Origin of the sequence: Paraglaciecola mesophila (assembly GCF_009906955.1) — a bacterium.
GTDB lineage: Bacteria > Pseudomonadota > Gammaproteobacteria > Enterobacterales > Alteromonadaceae > Paraglaciecola > Paraglaciecola mesophila_A.
Window position 1 is genome coordinate 301247 of record NZ_CP047656.1, and the last position, 16765, is coordinate 318011.

The window sequence follows — 16765 nt, forward strand, 5'->3', positions numbered from 1 at the left end:
GTTAGCTACCGCGGTAACTGCTAAAGCCAAATGGGGAAATAAGTAGCGGAATATGGTAATGACCGCCTTCTTTTGTTATCTCAAAATGCACGTCTACAAAGGGATAAAATGCGCTGCCATGGGTTGCAGATAAATATTCACCCGTGATGAACCTAAGCTGATAGAGTCCTGGCAGTATCGCTAATTCGCCCCATTGATTACAGCGGCCATCAGCGTCTGTTTGTGCATGCGCAATATTGCCCTCTGGGGTAGTTAATATTAGCTGCATATTCGCGGCCGGTTTACCGAGCGTAGTGTCTAACACATGGCTTGAAAGTGATGGTGCTTTACTCATCTGAAAGGCCTTTTAAGAGTCGTAACATAGTAATTTTAATTTGCTCTTCACTGGCAATGTCTATTTCAGTTGCCGTGGTATTGTCGATTCGTTTTTCGATTTCCTCAAGCATGGTTTTCGCGCTTAACCCGCTTGCACAGATGATGAAGATAAATCCATGTTTTTCTTTATAGGCTAAATTTAACTTTTGTAATGCCTGTAAAGTGGCTTCATCGGCCTGACTCGCCCCATCTTGTTCGTGACTGGCCATGTCCTTCGTGCTGGCATATTTTTCCCTAAGGCTACTCATATCGCCGATCATAGGATGTGCATCAAATGCTTGTAAAACGTCTTCTTTTTCCATGTCTTGCCAGTGTAATTTTGCTTGCTGCACTACACTTGGAATATTGGCGTAAGGTCGCTGGGATTGCATTTTCGTGATCCAGCGCTGGGCTGCGCAGGTTTGAGAAAAAAAGTGTTCTGCCTCTTCTGGCGACAAGTTATTTAGTTCGGTTAAGGTCATAGTAAGTCTTTAAGCTCTTTTGAGGCGCGCCATGCGCGTACCTGTTTTTCACGTTTTGCTTGGTTTTTTAGTGCGTCTTTTTGCGCATTGTTGCTCTCTGCGCTTTGACTTGAGTGAGTTGCACCAACTTCTACTTGATTTGCGTCATCATCCTGATTCAGTCTTTGAATCAATTGCCCCGCAATCGATACTGCCACTTCAATAGGACGCTTACCGGGAATATCTAATACGCCAATAGGGCTCACAAGCCGCTCTGGGTAGACAACATTAGGTAGACGGGTGGCAATACGCGCCTTAAAGCGTTTGGCTTTAGTTTCAGAGCCAATCATGCCGATAAACGGTAAGTCAGGGCGTTTAAGTGCTGTTTCAACCAGTTCATAATCTAGCTGATGGTTGTGGGTCATGATCACCAACCAGCTGTTAGCTGGCGCATGTGAGATATGCTCACTTGGCTCGTCACTTACTATCATCTCGACATTCGCAAAAGCAAATTTAGCATTATTGTGTGGAAACAACTCAGCCCGTGGATCAATCCACTGTATTTGTAGAGGCAACTGGGCTAGTAATGGCACCAATGCATGGGCGACGTGGCCGGCCCCGTATATTTGTACACTTTGGCATTGCTCAATCATTACTTCGAACAACACATTAACTGCACCGCCGCAGCATTGGCCTAACTTGCTCGAAAGGGGATAGTGCTCAATATGTTGGGTATGTTCATTTGCCACCAATAAACTTCTGGCATGCTCAGTGGCGGCAAATTCCAAGTGCCCACCGCCAATGGTGTCAAACGTTTCCTCACCTGTCACAATCATCTTGGTCCCGTTGCCCCTTGGGGTAGAACCCGCAGCAGCCAAAACCGTCACTAATACATAGCCTTTGCCTTGTGCTTGGCATTGGTGCAGCGCATCATACCATTTGTTGGTATTCATCTTAGCTTACCTTGTTAGAGGACAAACTATCCTCTAGGGCTGTTATGCATTTTAGCACCGCTTCTGGTGTGGCAGGAGCTGGTAAAACCGGATCGACCTTATAGTCAGTCAAGCTTGAAATAGCATCTTTGATAGCGCACCAAACCGAATTGGCTAACATAAAGGGAGGCTCACCGACTGCCTTTGAATGATAGATACTGTCTTCGTCGTTGTCCCTTGGGTACAAGTCGACATTGAATATCTCTGGTGTGTCACCAATGGCGGGTATTTTATACGTTGCTGGGTTGTTACTAATTAATCGACCTTTGTCGTCCCATTTTAAATCTTCTGTGGTAAGCCAGCCCATACCTTGGATAAAGCCACCTTCAATCTGGCCAATATCAATTGCCGGATTTAGGCTGCGACCTACATCATGCAGAATATCGACACGCTCTACTTTGTACTCTCCGGTTAGGGTATCTAAAGAGACCTCAGAAACGGAAGCGCCATAGGCAAAATAGAAAAACGGACGGCCATTGCCTGTACTGCGATCGTAATGAATTTTCGGCGTTTTATAAAAACCTGTTGACGAAAGTGACACGCGCCCGATGTAGGCATCTTGGACTAATTGTACAAAATCAACGCTATGTTCGGCCAATTTAACGCGATTGTCTGAAAAAATGACATCATCAGCAGACAATGTTTTATCACCAATCTGCTCAGCGTAAAATTCTGCTAAGCGCTGTTTAACGATGATACACGCATTTTGTGCCGCTTTTCCGTTCAAATCGGTACCGCTTGATGCCGCAGTGGGAGACGTATTGGGAACTTTATCGGTACGCGTGGCAGTGACTTCTACGTCATGCAGCGAAATACCGAACTCATTGGCGACAATTTGCCCTATCTTAGTGTGCAAACCCTGACCCATTTCAGTGCCGCCATGATTGATTTGCATGCTGCCATCTGTGTAAACATGCAATAGGGCGCCGGCTTGGTTCAAATGTTTAGCAGTGAAGGAAATACCGAATTTTACCGGTGTCAGTGCTAAACCCTTTTTAACGATTGGGCTGTTTTCATTGAATTGAGTGATCGTTTCTCTTCGCGCCCAGTAGTCTGAAGATGTTTCTAACCTGTCGATTAAATCGCCAAGCAAGTTATGCTCAACGGTCATACCGTATGGTGTTACATTACGATCGTTCTCACCGTATAGATTCAATTTACGCACAGTGAGCGGATCTTTACCTACTTTTCGCGCAATGGCATCCATCATGGTTTCAGCCATTATCATACCTTGTGGCCCGCCAAACCCACGGTAGGCAGTATGTGATACTTGATTAGTACGGCAGCGGTGACCAGCCACATTCACATTTTCAAGGTAGTAACCATTGTCGCAATGAAACATGGCTCTATCAACGATCGCATCTGATAAGTCCGGTGAGTGCCCGCAATTACCATTGATGTCGATTGCAGCCGCACTGATTAAACCATCTTGGCTAAAACCTACTTGGTAGCTGTTTTCAAATGGGTGACGTTTTCCGGTGGTAATCATGTCTTGCATACGTGGCAAACGAAGTTTTACTGCGCATTGATTGCGTTTTGCAAGTAAAGCAGCAATGCATGCCCACTGAGCGGCTTGGGTTTCTTTCCCCCCAAAACCACCGCCCATTCGGCGCATGTCGACCACGACTTTATTTAATTTACACCCTAGTACTTCAGCGATCAGTTTTTGCACTTCACTTGGGTGTTGGCTCGAGGTATACACCAAGACACGATCTTCTTCATCGTTTATCGCCATGGACACTTGCCCTTCAAGGTACATGTGTTCTTGACCGCCTATGCTTAAATGCCCTTGAGCAGTGTATTCGCTTTGGGCGAATGCAGTGGCAAAGTCTCCTTGTTGCATGAAGTGTGGTGGTCGTACAAAATTTTCCTGTCGTTTCGCCTCGGATACGCTAAGGCAGGGCGTGCTCGGGGTAATCTCAATCTTTGCCTTTAAGGCTGCTTGTCTAGCATGTTGTGTGCTGTCAGCGAGTACAGCAAACATAGCTTGACCATTAAATAATACGCGCCCTTGGGCAAAAATCGGATCGCCATCAAAGACGGGTGCAATATCTACATGGCCCGGTACGTCATCTACGGTAATGACATCGATGACCCCAGGACTTGCCCAAACGTCAGTTAAATCTATGTTGTCTATTACACCTGATGCCTCTGGGCTGGTACCTACAGCAGCATACTGTAAATTGCTAGGTTCGGGCATGTCATCTACGTAACGAGCTTGTCCACTCACTTGACGAATAGCGCTTTCGTGTGGATGAGATTTACCGACCTTTCCTTGTGGGTTACTGCTAAACGGCTGTTCAATTAGTTTACGCATGACAGTAACCTCGCTGAATATCTAAAGTGGAGTGGGGCACAGCGCTGCTAAGCACAGGTTTCGTATTACGCATAAGTGTGCACTCGGGTTTCAATTTGTTGACTGTGTTGATTTGTTTGCAGCCAAAAACGTTTGAATAGGTTGACCAATAACGTTTGACGATACTCTGCACTGGCGCGCACGTCATCAATGGGTGAAAATGTTTGGCTTAACACATTTTTACCCGCCTCAAACGTATCAGCACGGGTCCAGTCTTTGCCAATGAGTATAGTGCTAAGTGCATCATCAGATGCAGGGGTTGCAGCCACACCGCCAAATCCAGTATCGAGCCTTTGTACGATATTATTGTCGTCTAATATTAAGTTAAATACGGCACACACTGCTGAAATATCATCTTCTTGGCGTTTGGATACTTTATACGCGCGTACTTGCGCCGCCTCAGATAAAAACGGAATGTAAATATCGGTTATCCATTCTCCCTGTTGTAACAGGGTTTGACGGTAGCCAGTAAAAAATTCACTGATACTGATTTCACGTTTTGTGCTGCCATTATCGACATGGATAACCGCATTTAACGCCAGTAGCGCTGGGGGCATATCACCGATAGGAGACGCGTTGGCCACATTCCCCCCTAACGTAGCTTGGTTACGAATAGGGGTAGATGCGAAGCGTTCGATTAATTCGTGTAGCGCGGGAAAATGCTTGAGCAGCGCGGTTTCCATTTTGCTAAATGGTACGGCCGCGCCGATTTTAAGGCCATCGTCGGTTTCTTCGATATGTTGCAGTTCGTCTACTTCAGTTAAGCTTATTAGTTTAGGCAGGTTTTTAAGTTGCTGTGTGACTTCTAAGGCTAAATCTGTGCTGCCAGCGAATAAACGCGCTTCTGGATTTTCTTTTATGGCTTGGCTGAGTTCACGTCGATTTTTAGGCATCAACAGGCTAGGTAAACCACTGTCGCTATCGTTAAGTTCAGCTAACTGTTTAAGGGTGATATTTTGCTTGGAACTGAATTTGTCACTTGGTGTGCCTGTACAGGCATTTAAGGCCGCGTCGATAATAGGGCGATAACCCGTACAGCGGCATAAATTACCTCCTAATGCTACGTTGACCTGTTCTCGGTTAGGCGCGCTATCTTTTTGATAAAGTGCGAACATTGACATAACGAAGCCCGGCGTACAAAAACCGCACTGAGATCCGTGAGCATCGACCATGGCCGCTTGCACAGGATGTAAGGTTTCACCGTCTGCCAAGTGCTCAACCGTTAGTAGCTGCTTGCCTTGAATGGCAGATAAAAACGTCACGCAGCTGTTTAATGCGCGATACTCTAGTGCCGAGCCCTGTTTATTGGGATGCGCTACCACGACCGTGCATGCGCCGCAATCGCCTGACGCACAACCTTCTTTTGTACCACTTAGTTTGCGCTCTTCTCTAAGGTAGTTAAGCAGTGTCGTATCTGCTTGACTTGCATCTATGTGCACAGCTTTGTCATTTAGTAGAAAGCTGATCATGGTCTTCTCCGAGTAGCTCAGTCGTAAATATGATGGTGATGATTTGTATAATAGCGTGATTTAATACAAAAACCAGACCAATTGGTCAGGTTTTTGCTAAATTGTTTACAGACTTTGGTATTATGAGTGCTTAGTGCTTATCGACTGATTCAGTTTACGGCTTGCTTGAATGATGCCTAAGTCGCTAATTTTTCGAAGATAACTCCTGAAAAATAGGCAAACTAAGTAATTTTAGGTAATATGTTAACCTAATGTTAATGGGGCATGCGCAGCCAAATACACACGGCTCTACATAAAAGGAAATGTACAAATTAGATGAGTGACTCATTATCAAAAAAAGAAGACAGTATCGGTGCGATAAATCGCGTTAAAATATTAGCAGCTGCAGAAAAAGAGTTTGCAATTCATGGGTTTAAGGGAACTCGCGTGCAACACATTGCTGATAGAGCTGAATTACCTAAGACCAATATTTTGTATTACTTTAAGTCTAAAGACGGATTGTATTTAGCCCTGTTGCAAGAGATTTTAAGCTTGTGGAACAGCAGTTTTGATAATGCAAAAGCGCAGGATGATCCTGCTCAAGTGTTAGCTGCATATATAGCAGACAAAATGGAAATCTCACGTTGCCGGCCAGATGCGTCAAAAATATTTGCACTAGAAATAATCAATGGTGCACCAAACTTGAGCAGTTTCTTCAAAGATCAGCATTCAACGTGGATGAAGTCGCGTGTAGCGGTTATTCAACAATGGATTGAATTAGGAAAATTACCAGAAATTGACCCCTATTATTTGTTGTTCAATATTTGGGCTAGTAGCCAGCACTACGCTGATTTTTCTGCGCAAATTACGGAACTTAAAGGGCATGAAATGGATCAAAGTGAATTCGCAAACGCCACCAAGAGTTTAATTAAGCTCATTTTACAAGGCTGCGGCCTAACAGTACCAAAACAATATCAATAACAAGAGAAAGGTAATGAACCACGCATACCCACGAGATTTAATTGGCTATGGCGACACACCGCCCAATCCGAACTGGCCGTCCAATGCAAAAATAGCAGTGCAGTTCGTGCTTAACTATGAAGAAGGTGGCGAAAATTGTGTTTTGCATGGTGATGATACGTCTGAAGTTTTTCTTTCCGAAATCATTGGTGCGCAAGCTTACAAAGATCGTCATTTGAGCATGGAGTCCATGTATGAATATGGTAGCCGCGTCGGATTCTGGCGGTTACACCGTTTATTTGAGCGTTTGCAGGTACCGATTACTGTCTTTGGCGTGACTATGGCATTGCAACGGAACCCTGAGGCGGTTGCTGCGATGAAAGAAGCCAACTGGGAAATCGCCAGCCACGGCATGCGCTGGATCCATTATCAAAATATGCCCGAGGCGCAAGAGCGTAAAATGATTGATGCATCTATGCAGCTTCATCAAGCCATAACGGGCTCGAAACCGGTTGGTTGGTATACTGGGCGAACCAGTCCAAATACTTTAAAACTTATTTCTGAGCGAGACGATTTATTGTATTGCGCTGACTCGTATGCGGATGACCTACCGTATTACGATACCAATTATCCTAAACCCTTATTAATTGTTCCTTACACGCTAGATACGAACGACATGCGGTTTGCTAGTGCCCAAGGTTTCAACAGTGGTGAGCAGTTTTATCAGTATCTTAAAGATGCATTCGATGTGCTTTATGAGGAAGGGAACTACGCGCCAAAAATGCTATCAATTGGTTTGCATTGCCGGATCGTCGGCCGTCCGGCGCGGATGGCTGCTTTGCAACGATTTATTGAATATGTGCAAAGCCATGACCGCGTTTGGTTAAGTACGCGCCAAGAGATTGCTCAGCATTGGAAGGAACACTTTCCGTTTAAATAATAATAATTCGCTCAGTACATTTTGCGATAAAACCAAAAAACGCGTGATAGTCATCACTATCACGCGTTTTTTTAGTACCTCAATCAGCGGCTTTTAATCGTTTATTTCAAATCAAGCACATAACGCAGTATAAACACAGCAGCCATGGCATAAGTTATCCAAGTGACTTGTTTATATTTGCCCGTACCGACCATGATGCCCACATAAGTAATAAATCCCATTGCAATTCCCTCACTGATACTAAAGGTCAGTGGCATGACCAACAAAGCGACAGTGGCAGTGGCTAGGGCAGTTAAATCGTCAAAATCGAGTTGTCTGAAAGAATCCATCATTAAAATACCTACCATTATCAACGCGGGCGTGGTTGCCATTAATGGGATCACTTTCATTAACGGCGTGAAAAACAGCGCAAGCATAAAGCACAACGCGACAAATACACCGGTGAGACCAGTGCGACCACCTGATGAAACACCTGCCGCTGATTCCACATAAGAGGTGACAGGTGAAGTACCAAGCGCTGCACCGACTACGCTTGCCGCTGCATCGGCCGTCATCGCTGGCCCTATCTTTGGTAAACGACCTTCTTTATCTAATAAATTAGCACGGCGAGATACACCAATTAAGGTGCCGATAGTATCAAACATATTCACAAATAAGAGAGCGAAGATAAGATCCCACGTAGTGGCGATATTTTCGATTGGGTACATAAGATCCATGGCGAAAAAGGTCGTGCTGATACTGTCCGGCATACCCACAAATGAGTCTGTGTGCTGTGTTAGATACCCGTCTGCGGTTGGGATAAACGCACCAATTAATGTGAGCACTAAAACGGAAATCAATATTGCACCAGTTACTTTTTTAATAAACAGCACTATGGTCAGTAGAATGCCAACAACCGCGAGCATGGTAGCGGGTTCTGATAAATCACCAATCGTAAGAAAGGTAGCGGGGTGATCAACAACGATACCGGCGTTTTTTAATCCAATAAAAGCAATGAACAAACCGATACCACATTGCACTCCGATTTTTAGCGCTGCCGGAATAGCATCCGCTATCTTAGTGCGCACTCCTGTAACTGATAACAGTAAAAAGAGTATGCCATTCCAAAACACTATGCCCAATGCCGCTTCCCAGTGGATGTCGCGAGTTAAACAAATGGTGAAGGCAAAGAAGGCATTTAGGCCCATGCCAGGCGCCATCGCGATAGGGTAGTTGGTCATAAACGCCATCAGCAGTGTGCCTAAGCATGCGGCGAGAGCGGTCACAGTAATCAAGCCTACTACGGGCATCCCACCAGCAGATAAAATACTGGGGTTAACCACCAGCACATAGGACATGGCGGCGAAGGTGGTGAGACCTGCGATAAACTCTGTTTTTATATTGGTGCCGTTGGCTTGCAGCTTAAAAAGCTTTTCGAATACTGCGTTAAACATGGATGCTTCTCATTGTGGGTTCTCTTACTAGCCTAAGCGGGCCAATGAAAAAAGGGTTAAAGTACCCTGTGAAAGCAAAAACCTGACCATTTAGTCTAGCTTTGGTCTGGATTATGCTGAACAATGATACACAAAGACGTCGCTTCACGCTCAAGGGAACGGTTAACTGATGAAAAATAATGACTATATGGCGTTAGACTTCAGTTAAAATAGCGTCCAGCGAATTGATAAATGTATGTCACGCGCTAATGTAGTGCGTGTATTGCTCTAATGTAGTGCGAGACTACAGAGCAATACAGGCGTTAGTCGTGATACTAATAAGAGGATGTCACCATGCCCGTTGAAAACGCAGCGACCGCAGAGCTCATTAAATCACTTCCCAAAGCAGAGTTGCATTTGCACATAGAAGGTTCACTAGAGCCTGAATTAATGATGGCGTTAGCGGCTAAACATCAAGTCACGTTACCCTATGCCACGATTGATGATGTGCGCCGGGCTTACAACTTTGATAACTTGCAGAGTTTTTTAGATCTATATTATTTAGGCGCCTCAGTGCTTCGAGATGAAGACGATTTCTATCGTTTAATGTGGGATTACTTATGCAAGTGTAAAGAAGACAACGTGGTGCATGCAGAAATCATGTTTGATCCGCAAACGCATACCGAGCGCGGCATCGGCTTTGAGGTATTCATGCCGGGATTCATGCGTGCCATTGCCCAAGCAGAGAAAGAGTGGGGTCAATCAACGTTATTAATAATGTCGTTCTTACGTCACTTAAGTGAAGAAAGTGCATTTGAAACTCTAGAAGCGGCGCAGCCTTATTTATCGATGATCACGGCTGTAGGGCTGGACAGTTCTGAACTTGGTAACCCTCCACAAAAGTTTGCACAGGTTTTTGCCAAAGCAAAATCACTCGGCCTGCTGCGTGTTGCTCATGCAGGTGAAGAAGGTCCAGCAGAGTATATCTGGAGTGCATTAAATGATTTGGACGTACATCGAATCGATCATGGTGTACGTAGTGTCGATGATCCCGCCTTAATGCAAACACTGGCTGAAAAACAAATGCCGCTAACTGTGTGTCCGTTGTCGAATATTAAGTTATGCGTATTTTCCCATATGCGTGAGCATAATATTCTTAGCTTACTCGATAGCGGTTTATTGGTGACGGTGAATGCGGATGATCCAAGCTATTTCGGGGGCTATTTAAATGATAATTACCACGCTTTAGCGGCCCATTTACCTATTACTCCAGAGCAGATTAAAACCTTGGCAGCAAATAGTTTTAAAGCAAGTTTCTTAGCCCAAGATAAGAAAGCACTGTGGTTAGCGCAAGTCGCAGCGCTTTAGTGTTAATTACGCTAGTGAGTGGGAATCGCAAGTCATTGGTAACAGGGCATTTTCCTTTACTCTACATGTAGATGAAACCCAGCATGCTTACTGTGAGAGCAAGCACGAAAGCCGTGCAACTTGCACTATATTGGTTAACGATGATTGTGCTTTTGACCAGGATTCGAAAGCTGAAATAAGTAAATTATTGATTTATATTGATTTATTAAAGTTGGCACTATTGGTGCTTTTAGTAAGAGTGAATGCACTAGTGTTATTAATAAAGATATAACGAAAACACACACTGACAAAATTACCTCTTCGTAATTTTTAAGTAAGGCAATGTAGCCCGCATCGACTTTCCGTGTCCTGGAGTCGTTGCGGGTTTTTTTTTGAGTCAATTTTCTAAGAGTAACCACAATGAGCGCCGAAAAATTTAATCTACTGTCTTTCACCGGCAAAATGAAAACTCTCCATTTATCTTGGATTGCGTTTTTTATTACCTTCATGGTGTGGTTCAACATGGCCCCCTTGAAAGGCGCTATTGTGGATGGTGTTGGTCTAACGCTCAGCGAATGGAAAACCCTGCTCATTATTAATGTTGCTTTAACGATCCCTGCTCGCGTCATTATCGGTGCGTTAACGGATAAGTTTGGGCCGCGGATTGTTTATTCCGCCCTCATGGCAATATGTTCAATTCCGTGTTTTATGTTTGCCCTTGCTGATAGTTTCACCCAGCTACTTATTGCACGATTTGCCTTAGGGTGTATCGGCGCGGGTTTTGTCGTGGGTATTCGTATGGTAAGTGAATGGTTTCCACCTAAGGAGTTAGGCACAGCCGAAGGTGTGTACGGTGGCTGGGGGAATTTTGGTTCAGCAGCTGCGGCATTTACCTTGCCTACGTTAGCCATCGTATTCGGTGGGGATGACGGCTGGCGCTATGCGGTGGGGATCACAGGGTTGATGAGTTTACTGTTCAGTGTTGTGTACTTTAAAAACACCACAGATACGCCAAAAGGCTCAACCTATTTCCGCCCTAAAAATTTAGGTGGCATGGAAGTGACCAGTGTTGGCGATTTTTACCTGTTACTTGTGATGAAAACCCCTATGTATTTGGCGCTTGCCTTACTTAACTGGAAATTATCACCCCAAGGTGTTTCTTTGTTAAGCGAGAGTGTCGCCCTTGCCATTTATTTAGGACTCGCAGCACTGTATGTGTACGACGCCTATGCCACCTATAAAGTGAACAAAGAAATATTTGTGACACCAGTGCCGCAAGTGCATAGGTATTCGTTTAAGCAAGTGGCAGTATTAAATATTTTGTACTTTGCCACCTTTGGTTCAGAACTGGCGGTGGTGTCAATGTTACCGGCCTTTTTCGCAGAAACGTTTGAGCTGAATATGGCCACAGCAGGGTTACTTGCCGGTATGTACGCTTTTATGAATTTAATGTCGCGCCCAGGTGGAGGCTTAATTTCAGACCGTTTTGGACGCAGAAAAACCTTACTGATACTAACTGCTGGCCTAGCACTGGGTTATTTCTGTCTTAGCCTCATTGATGCTACTTGGCCTATTTGGCTTGCTGTTATTGCTGTGATGGCGTGTTCATTCTTCGTGCAATCAGGGGAAGGTGCTGTTTTTGCTGTTGTACCGCTCATCAAACGCCGCTTAACGGGCCAAATAGCAGGCATGACGGGCGCGTACGGGAATGTCGGTGCTGTGGTGTATTTAACGGTTTATTCCATGGTTGATACCTCTACTTTCTTCGTTGTTATTTCTTGTACCGCCGTACTTGGGTTTGTTGCACTGTTATTTATGAAGGAACCACAAGGGGCAATGACGGAGGTGAGAGAAGATGGTAGTGTTGAATTAATCAACGTGACCTAGGCCGCAGCAGTCACCTTTTTATGAGAAATGTCTATTGGAAAAACTAAACTTAGAATTTGGTGGTTTTTCCAGCGAAGGGCTAAAGGCAGAAAATCAAGACGCCTTTGCCGCTTACCTACCAAAGGATGCTAATCTTGGCACGAAAGGCGCCGTCGCTGCTATTGCAGACGGCGTCAGCGTGTGTACCCGCGGGCGCGAAGCCGCTATCACCTGCGTCACGAATTTTATCCAAGATTACTATCAAACCCCGCAAACCTGGACCGTTAAACACGCTAGTAATAAAGTCTTACAAGGTTTAAACCGATGGTGCTTTGGCCAACATGACTACGAGCATGGAGGCCATAGTCAAATGGTGACCACCTTCAGTGGAATGGTATTTAAGTCAGCCACTGGATTTATATTACACACGGGTGATAGCCGTATTAGCCGGGTGCAAAATGGTGATTTTGAACAACTGACAACAGATCACGTTTCCCGTCAGGGGCGTCACAATGTCTTGACGCGGGCGGTCGGTATTGAAGCCCATTTGGACATAGATTTTCGCACCATAGCATTAGCACGAGATGACATATTCGTGCTGACATCTGACGGAGTACATGAATTTTTATCAGCTAAAAAACTCCTGTCACTTATTCAGGAAGACAGCGTGAGCTTAGAGCAAAGAGCCAAAAATATCATTGCTGCTGCCCTTGAGGCTGGCAGTGACGATAATCTTACTTGTTTGCTTGTGCATGTTAACGAATTGCCTAATGCAAGCTTAGATGAGCACTACCGACAGTTAATGCATTTGGCTATGCCCCCCGCATTAGATGTAGGTATGAAGCTTGAAGGGTATAGGGTGGTGCAAACCCTATTTAATGGCACGCGCAGCAGTTTGTATAAAGTCATAAATGAGCGGGACAACAAATCCTATGGGCTAAAAATACCGTCACAAAACTTTGTTGACGATCCTGTGTATTTAAGTGGTTTTTTACGTGAAGAATGGATTGGCCAACATATGCAGCATCCCAATGTGATGCGTATATTTAAGCGCCCTGACGATGCGAAATTTATGTATCACGTATGTGAATACATCGAGGGTCAGACGTTACGCCAGTGGATGTTGGATAACCCTAAGCCGTCGATTGAGCAGGTACGTGTGATTATTCGTCCTTTGGTGCAAGCACTGCGCGTTTTGCAGCGCCGCGATATGGTGCATCGTGACGTTAAACCTGAAAATGTGATGGTGGATCACAATGGGGAAGTAAAACTGATCGATTTTGGCACCGTGTTAGTCAATGCATTGGCAGAAACAAACTCCTTGCCGACAGAGAGCATTGCGCTTGGCTCGGTGCATTATATTGCGCCAGAGTACCTGCTTATGCAGGCCTGTGATCATCAAAGTGATATGTTTTCTGTGGCGGTTGTGGTCTACGAAATGCTGACAGGCGAGTTGCCATTCAAAGCATTTAGATACCAAGATTATATCCCCGGTAGTTTTGATGAGTGGCAGTACCAACCATTAAGCCAAATTAGGCCTGATCTACCGCCGTGGTTAGATCTAACCCTACGCAAAGCCTTGCAGCCCAACCCTGTGTTTCGATACCAGGCGTTTTCAGAGTTTTTGATGGACTTATCTCGGCCTAATCAATCGCTCGTGTTAGCCGCGCAAAAACGACCCCTGATTCAGCGAAATCCATTGGCGGTTTTTCAGGGCCTTTGCGTCATCCAGTTTGTTGTTATTTTATATTTACTTAGTTTTCTTTGACGCTATTTAGCGTGCAAAGCGGTTTCCTGACGCCCAAATTTTGCGCATTTTGCACTTTTTTGGTATCTAGCTTCTTGCTTTATCTCGATGAAAATAATCTAAATGATTGATATTTATTGTTATTTTGAATTGGCATTGTTGATGCATAATGGCATGTGACACTGCGCAGCGTGAAAAACCAAAACATTAAACGTTGACGCTTAGCATTATTAGACAGAGACAAAGTTGTAGATTAGCCATGGGGTTAATTTACAAAGAGGCAAAGTAGCCCACAACCATCCAATTTTTGGAAGGTTGTGGGTTTTTTTTTGGACAATTTTTGAAACCGATACGGAGTAGGAAATGGTTAAAAACAGCGTATTCAATTCACTTGCACTCACCGTTAAATCACTTCGTTTAGGGGTGATTGCCGCAGTGTGTACGACAACGTTAGTCGGTCACAGCGCGACAGCACAGACGGTAGGATGGCCTGAAAAAGAAGAACTCAAATTTGGCTTTATTAAACTGACTGATATGGCTCCCTTGGCAATCGCCTATGAAAAAGGCTATTTCGAAGATGAAGGGCTATATGTCACGTTAGAAGCACAAGCTAATTGGAAAGTGCTACTTGACCGAGTGATAGACGGTGAACTTGATGGCGCGCATATGCTTGCGGGGCAGCCCTTAGGGGCAACCATAGGTTATGGGACTAAAGCCGATATCATTACCGCCTTCAGCATGGATTTAAACGGAAATGCCATTACTGTGTCGAACGATATCTGGCAGCAAATGAAGCCAAATATTCCGCAGGAAAACGGTAAGCCGGTGCATCCAATAAAAGCCGATGCGCTAAAACCCGTGGTGGAAAGCTATAAAAAGCAAGGTAAGCCTTTCAAAATGGGCATGGTATTCCCTGTGTCTACACATAATTATGAGTTGCGCTATTGGTTAGCCGCTGGCGGTATTCACCCTGGGTATTATGGCCCGAATAACGATGTTAAAGGATTAATCAACGCGGAGGCGCAATTGTCTGTTACGCCGCCACCACAAATGCCCTCGACCATGGAAGCAGGGACTATTTACGGTTACTGCGTCGGTGAGCCATGGAACCAGCAAGCTGTCTTTAAAGGAATTGGTGTGCCTGTCGTAACCGACTATGAAATATGGAAAGACAACCCCGAAAAGGTGTTTGGGGTGAATAAAGCATGGGCTGAAGACAACCCGAATACTCACATTCGCGTGGTTAAAGCCATGATACGGGCAGCGATTTGGCTGGATGAGAAAAATAATGCTAATCGCCCTGAAGCGGTACAAATTTTAGCCAAAAGTCAGTATGTGGGTGCCGATGCAGAAGTGATTGGCAACAGCATGACTGGTACCTTCGAATATGAAAAGGGCGACAAGCGCTCAGTACCTGATTTCAACGTGTTCTTTCGCCACAACGCCACTTACCCCTATTACAGCGATGCCATTTGGTATTTAACGCAAATGCGCCGCTGGGGGCAGATCAGCGAGCAAAAGTCTGACGATTGGTATAAAGACATCGCCAAGAAAGTTTATCGACCTGATATCTATGCACAAGCAGCCTTAGCTTTGATTGCTGAAGGAAAGGCCAACGCGGCAGATTTTCCGGAGTTTTCGAGCGAGTCTGGCTTTAAACAGCCGCAAACTCACTTTATTGACAATATCGTGTATGACGGTACACAGCCAAATGCCTACCTAGAGAAGTTCGATATTGGTTTAAAAGGTGACAGTAAAATTTAATCAACACGCTTAGCGGCTGGGCACGGTGCCCAGCCTTAGTGAGGAGGAAATCGTTATGTCTAGAGCACAAACCGCATCGTTGATTTCAATGCCGGTAAAAAACCTGAATATCAGTTCAGCGTCCACGCTACTTAGAAATGCTATGTTGCCTCTGCTTGGAATTTTAATTTTCCTAAGTTTATGGGCGGTATTGGCGAAAAATATTGATACGTCTTTAGGCTCCTTCCCAGGACCAAGTGATGTATTGACGCAAGCCCAGGTGTTAATTAAAGAGCATGGCGCTCAGCGGGAAAAAGCAAATGCATTTTATGAGCGCCAAGAGCAACGTAATGCAGCGCGAATAGCACAAGACCCCAGCTATACCCCAAGGATACGGGCATTTACTGGTGCCCCGACATTTTTTGACCAGATATGGACCAGTCTGTACACAGTGACAGTCGGCTTCTTAATCGCATCGGTCATCGCGGTGCCTCTTGGGATCATTTGTGGATTAAGTAAAGCCTCCTATGCGGCAATTAATCCGTTGATTCAATTACTAAAACCGGTATCGCCTCTGGCTTGGCTGCCCCTAGTGACTATGGTGGTGAGTGCGGTTTATGTGAGTGAAGATCCTATGTTTTCAAAATCGTTTATTACCTCTGCCGTTACTGTCTCTTTATGCTGTTTGTGGCCGACGCTGATCAACACGGCTGTTGGTGTTTCAAGTATTGATAGTGATTTGCTTAATGTCAGTAAAGTTTTGCGATTAGGGCCATTTTCTCACGTCATGAAGATAGTGATGCCGTCATCTATACCCATGATTTTCACCGGATTGCGTTTATCACTAGGCATAGGTTGGATGGTCTTAATTGCGGCTGAAATGCTCGCTCAGAACCCAGGCCTAGGTAAGTTTGTCTGGGATGAGTTTCAAAATGGCAGTTCTGAATCACTGGCCCGGATCATGGTAGCGGTATTAACCATAGGCTTGATTGGTTTTGCGTTAGACAGACTTATGTTGCTGCTACAAAAACAAGTCAGTTGGGACAAAGGCGCTGTGCTGCGTTAATGCTGGACTCACTTTACGTTACTTGCGCACTGCGTTGAAACACTGCAGCGCTAGGCACAGTAAATTTAACGCG

General features: G+C 44.9%; 13 protein-coding genes. 7 read left to right on the plus strand and 6 right to left on the minus strand.

The window, feature by feature from the left end; genetic code table 11:
- Position 1: 1 nt before the first annotated feature.
- The 5 genes from uraH to xdhA form a co-directional block, all read right to left on the minus strand.
- The gene (gene uraH / locus FX988_RS01240) at positions 2-334 is read right to left on the minus strand and encodes a hydroxyisourate hydrolase (protein ID WP_160177971.1); all 333 of its coding nucleotides are present in this window, start codon (positions 332-334) and stop codon (positions 2-4) included.
- On the minus strand, positions 327-836 hold the full coding sequence (gene uraD, locus FX988_RS01245) for a 2-oxo-4-hydroxy-4-carboxy-5-ureidoimidazoline decarboxylase (protein WP_160177972.1): 510 nt from the start codon (positions 834-836) through the stop codon (positions 327-329). Before uraD ends, uraH begins: the two co-directional genes overlap by 8 nt.
- Entirely contained in the window at positions 833-1768 is a 936-nt protein-coding gene (xdhC, locus tag FX988_RS01250) for a xanthine dehydrogenase accessory protein XdhC (RefSeq protein WP_160177973.1), read from the minus strand. The genes uraD and xdhC overlap by 4 nt, the downstream gene beginning before the upstream one ends.
- A gap of 1 nt (position 1769) precedes the next feature.
- A complete protein-coding gene (gene xdhB, locus FX988_RS01255) occupies positions 1770-4124 on the minus strand; it encodes a xanthine dehydrogenase molybdopterin binding subunit (protein ID WP_160177974.1) in 2355 nt (784 codons plus the stop codon).
- A gap of 65 nt (positions 4125-4189) precedes the next feature.
- Positions 4190-5632, minus strand: coding sequence for a xanthine dehydrogenase small subunit (xdhA, locus tag FX988_RS01260; RefSeq protein WP_160177975.1), 1443 nt, complete (start codon positions 5630-5632; stop codon positions 4190-4192).
- A gap of 315 nt (positions 5633-5947) precedes the next feature.
- Between xdhA and FX988_RS01265 the strand changes: the two genes are divergently transcribed.
- Both FX988_RS01265 and puuE read left to right on the plus strand, forming a co-directional pair.
- A complete protein-coding gene (locus FX988_RS01265) occupies positions 5948-6592 on the plus strand; it encodes a TetR/AcrR family transcriptional regulator (RefSeq protein WP_160177976.1) in 645 nt (214 codons plus the stop codon).
- Positions 6593-6605: 13 nt separating this feature from the next.
- On the plus strand, positions 6606-7511 hold the full coding sequence (gene puuE / locus FX988_RS01270; protein ID WP_160177977.1) for an allantoinase PuuE: 906 nt from the start codon (positions 6606-6608) through the stop codon (positions 7509-7511).
- Positions 7512-7612: 101 nt separating this feature from the next.
- On the opposite strand, the gene FX988_RS01275 is transcribed toward puuE, so the two are convergent.
- Positions 7613-8944 (minus strand): NCS2 family permease, encoded by a 1332-nt coding sequence (locus tag FX988_RS01275; protein WP_160177978.1) that lies wholly within the window; start codon positions 8942-8944, stop codon positions 7613-7615.
- A gap of 333 nt (positions 8945-9277) precedes the next feature.
- Here FX988_RS01275 and FX988_RS01280 point away from each other — a divergent pair, with 333 nt between their 5' ends.
- The 5 genes from FX988_RS01280 to FX988_RS01300 all read left to right on the plus strand — a co-directional run bounded on the left by FX988_RS01280 (position 9278) and on the right by FX988_RS01300 (position 16692).
- Entirely contained in the window at positions 9278-10291 is a 1014-nt protein-coding gene (locus FX988_RS01280) for an adenosine deaminase (protein ID WP_160177979.1), read from the plus strand.
- A gap of 399 nt (positions 10292-10690) precedes the next feature.
- Positions 10691-12157, plus strand: coding sequence for a NarK family nitrate/nitrite MFS transporter (locus FX988_RS01285; RefSeq protein WP_160177980.1), 1467 nt, complete (start codon positions 10691-10693; stop codon positions 12155-12157).
- A 34-nt stretch (positions 12158-12191) separates the two neighbouring features.
- Positions 12192-13904 (plus strand): bifunctional protein-serine/threonine kinase/phosphatase, encoded by a 1713-nt coding sequence (locus FX988_RS01290; RefSeq protein WP_160177981.1) that lies wholly within the window; start codon positions 12192-12194, stop codon positions 13902-13904.
- Positions 13905-14246: 342 nt separating this feature from the next.
- Entirely contained in the window at positions 14247-15647 is a 1401-nt protein-coding gene (locus FX988_RS01295) for a CmpA/NrtA family ABC transporter substrate-binding protein (protein ID WP_160177982.1), read from the plus strand.
- A gap of 88 nt (positions 15648-15735) precedes the next feature.
- The gene (locus tag FX988_RS01300; protein ID WP_254700798.1) at positions 15736-16692 is read left to right on the plus strand and encodes an ABC transporter permease; all 957 of its coding nucleotides are present in this window, start codon (positions 15736-15738) and stop codon (positions 16690-16692) included.
- Positions 16693-16765 lie beyond the last annotated feature (73 nt).

Coding starts and splice junctions, on each gene's coding strand:
- uraH (WP_160177971.1), bottom strand. CDS start 334: ATGAGTAAAGCACCATCACTTTCAAGCCATGTGTTAGACACTACGCTC.
- uraD (WP_160177972.1), bottom strand. CDS start 836: ATGACCTTAACCGAACTAAATAACTTGTCGCCAGAAGAGGCAGAACAC.
- xdhC (WP_160177973.1), bottom strand. CDS start 1,768: ATGAATACCAACAAATGGTATGATGCGCTGCACCAATGCCAAGCACAA.
- xdhB (WP_160177974.1), bottom strand. CDS start 4,124: ATGCGTAAACTAATTGAACAGCCGTTTAGCAGTAACCCACAAGGAAAG.
- xdhA (WP_160177975.1), bottom strand. CDS start 5,632: ATGATCAGCTTTCTACTAAATGACAAAGCTGTGCACATAGATGCAAGT.
- FX988_RS01265 (WP_160177976.1), top strand. CDS start 5,948: ATGAGTGACTCATTATCAAAAAAAGAAGACAGTATCGGTGCGATAAAT.
- puuE (WP_160177977.1), top strand. CDS start 6,606: ATGAACCACGCATACCCACGAGATTTAATTGGCTATGGCGACACACCG.
- FX988_RS01275 (WP_160177978.1), bottom strand. CDS start 8,944: ATGTTTAACGCAGTATTCGAAAAGCTTTTTAAGCTGCAAGCCAACGGC.
- FX988_RS01280 (WP_160177979.1), top strand. CDS start 9,278: ATGCCCGTTGAAAACGCAGCGACCGCAGAGCTCATTAAATCACTTCCC.
- FX988_RS01285 (WP_160177980.1), top strand. CDS start 10,691: ATGAGCGCCGAAAAATTTAATCTACTGTCTTTCACCGGCAAAATGAAA.
- FX988_RS01295 (WP_160177982.1), top strand. CDS start 14,247: ATGGTTAAAAACAGCGTATTCAATTCACTTGCACTCACCGTTAAATCA.
- FX988_RS01300 (WP_254700798.1), top strand. CDS start 15,736: ATGCCGGTAAAAAACCTGAATATCAGTTCAGCGTCCACGCTACTTAGA.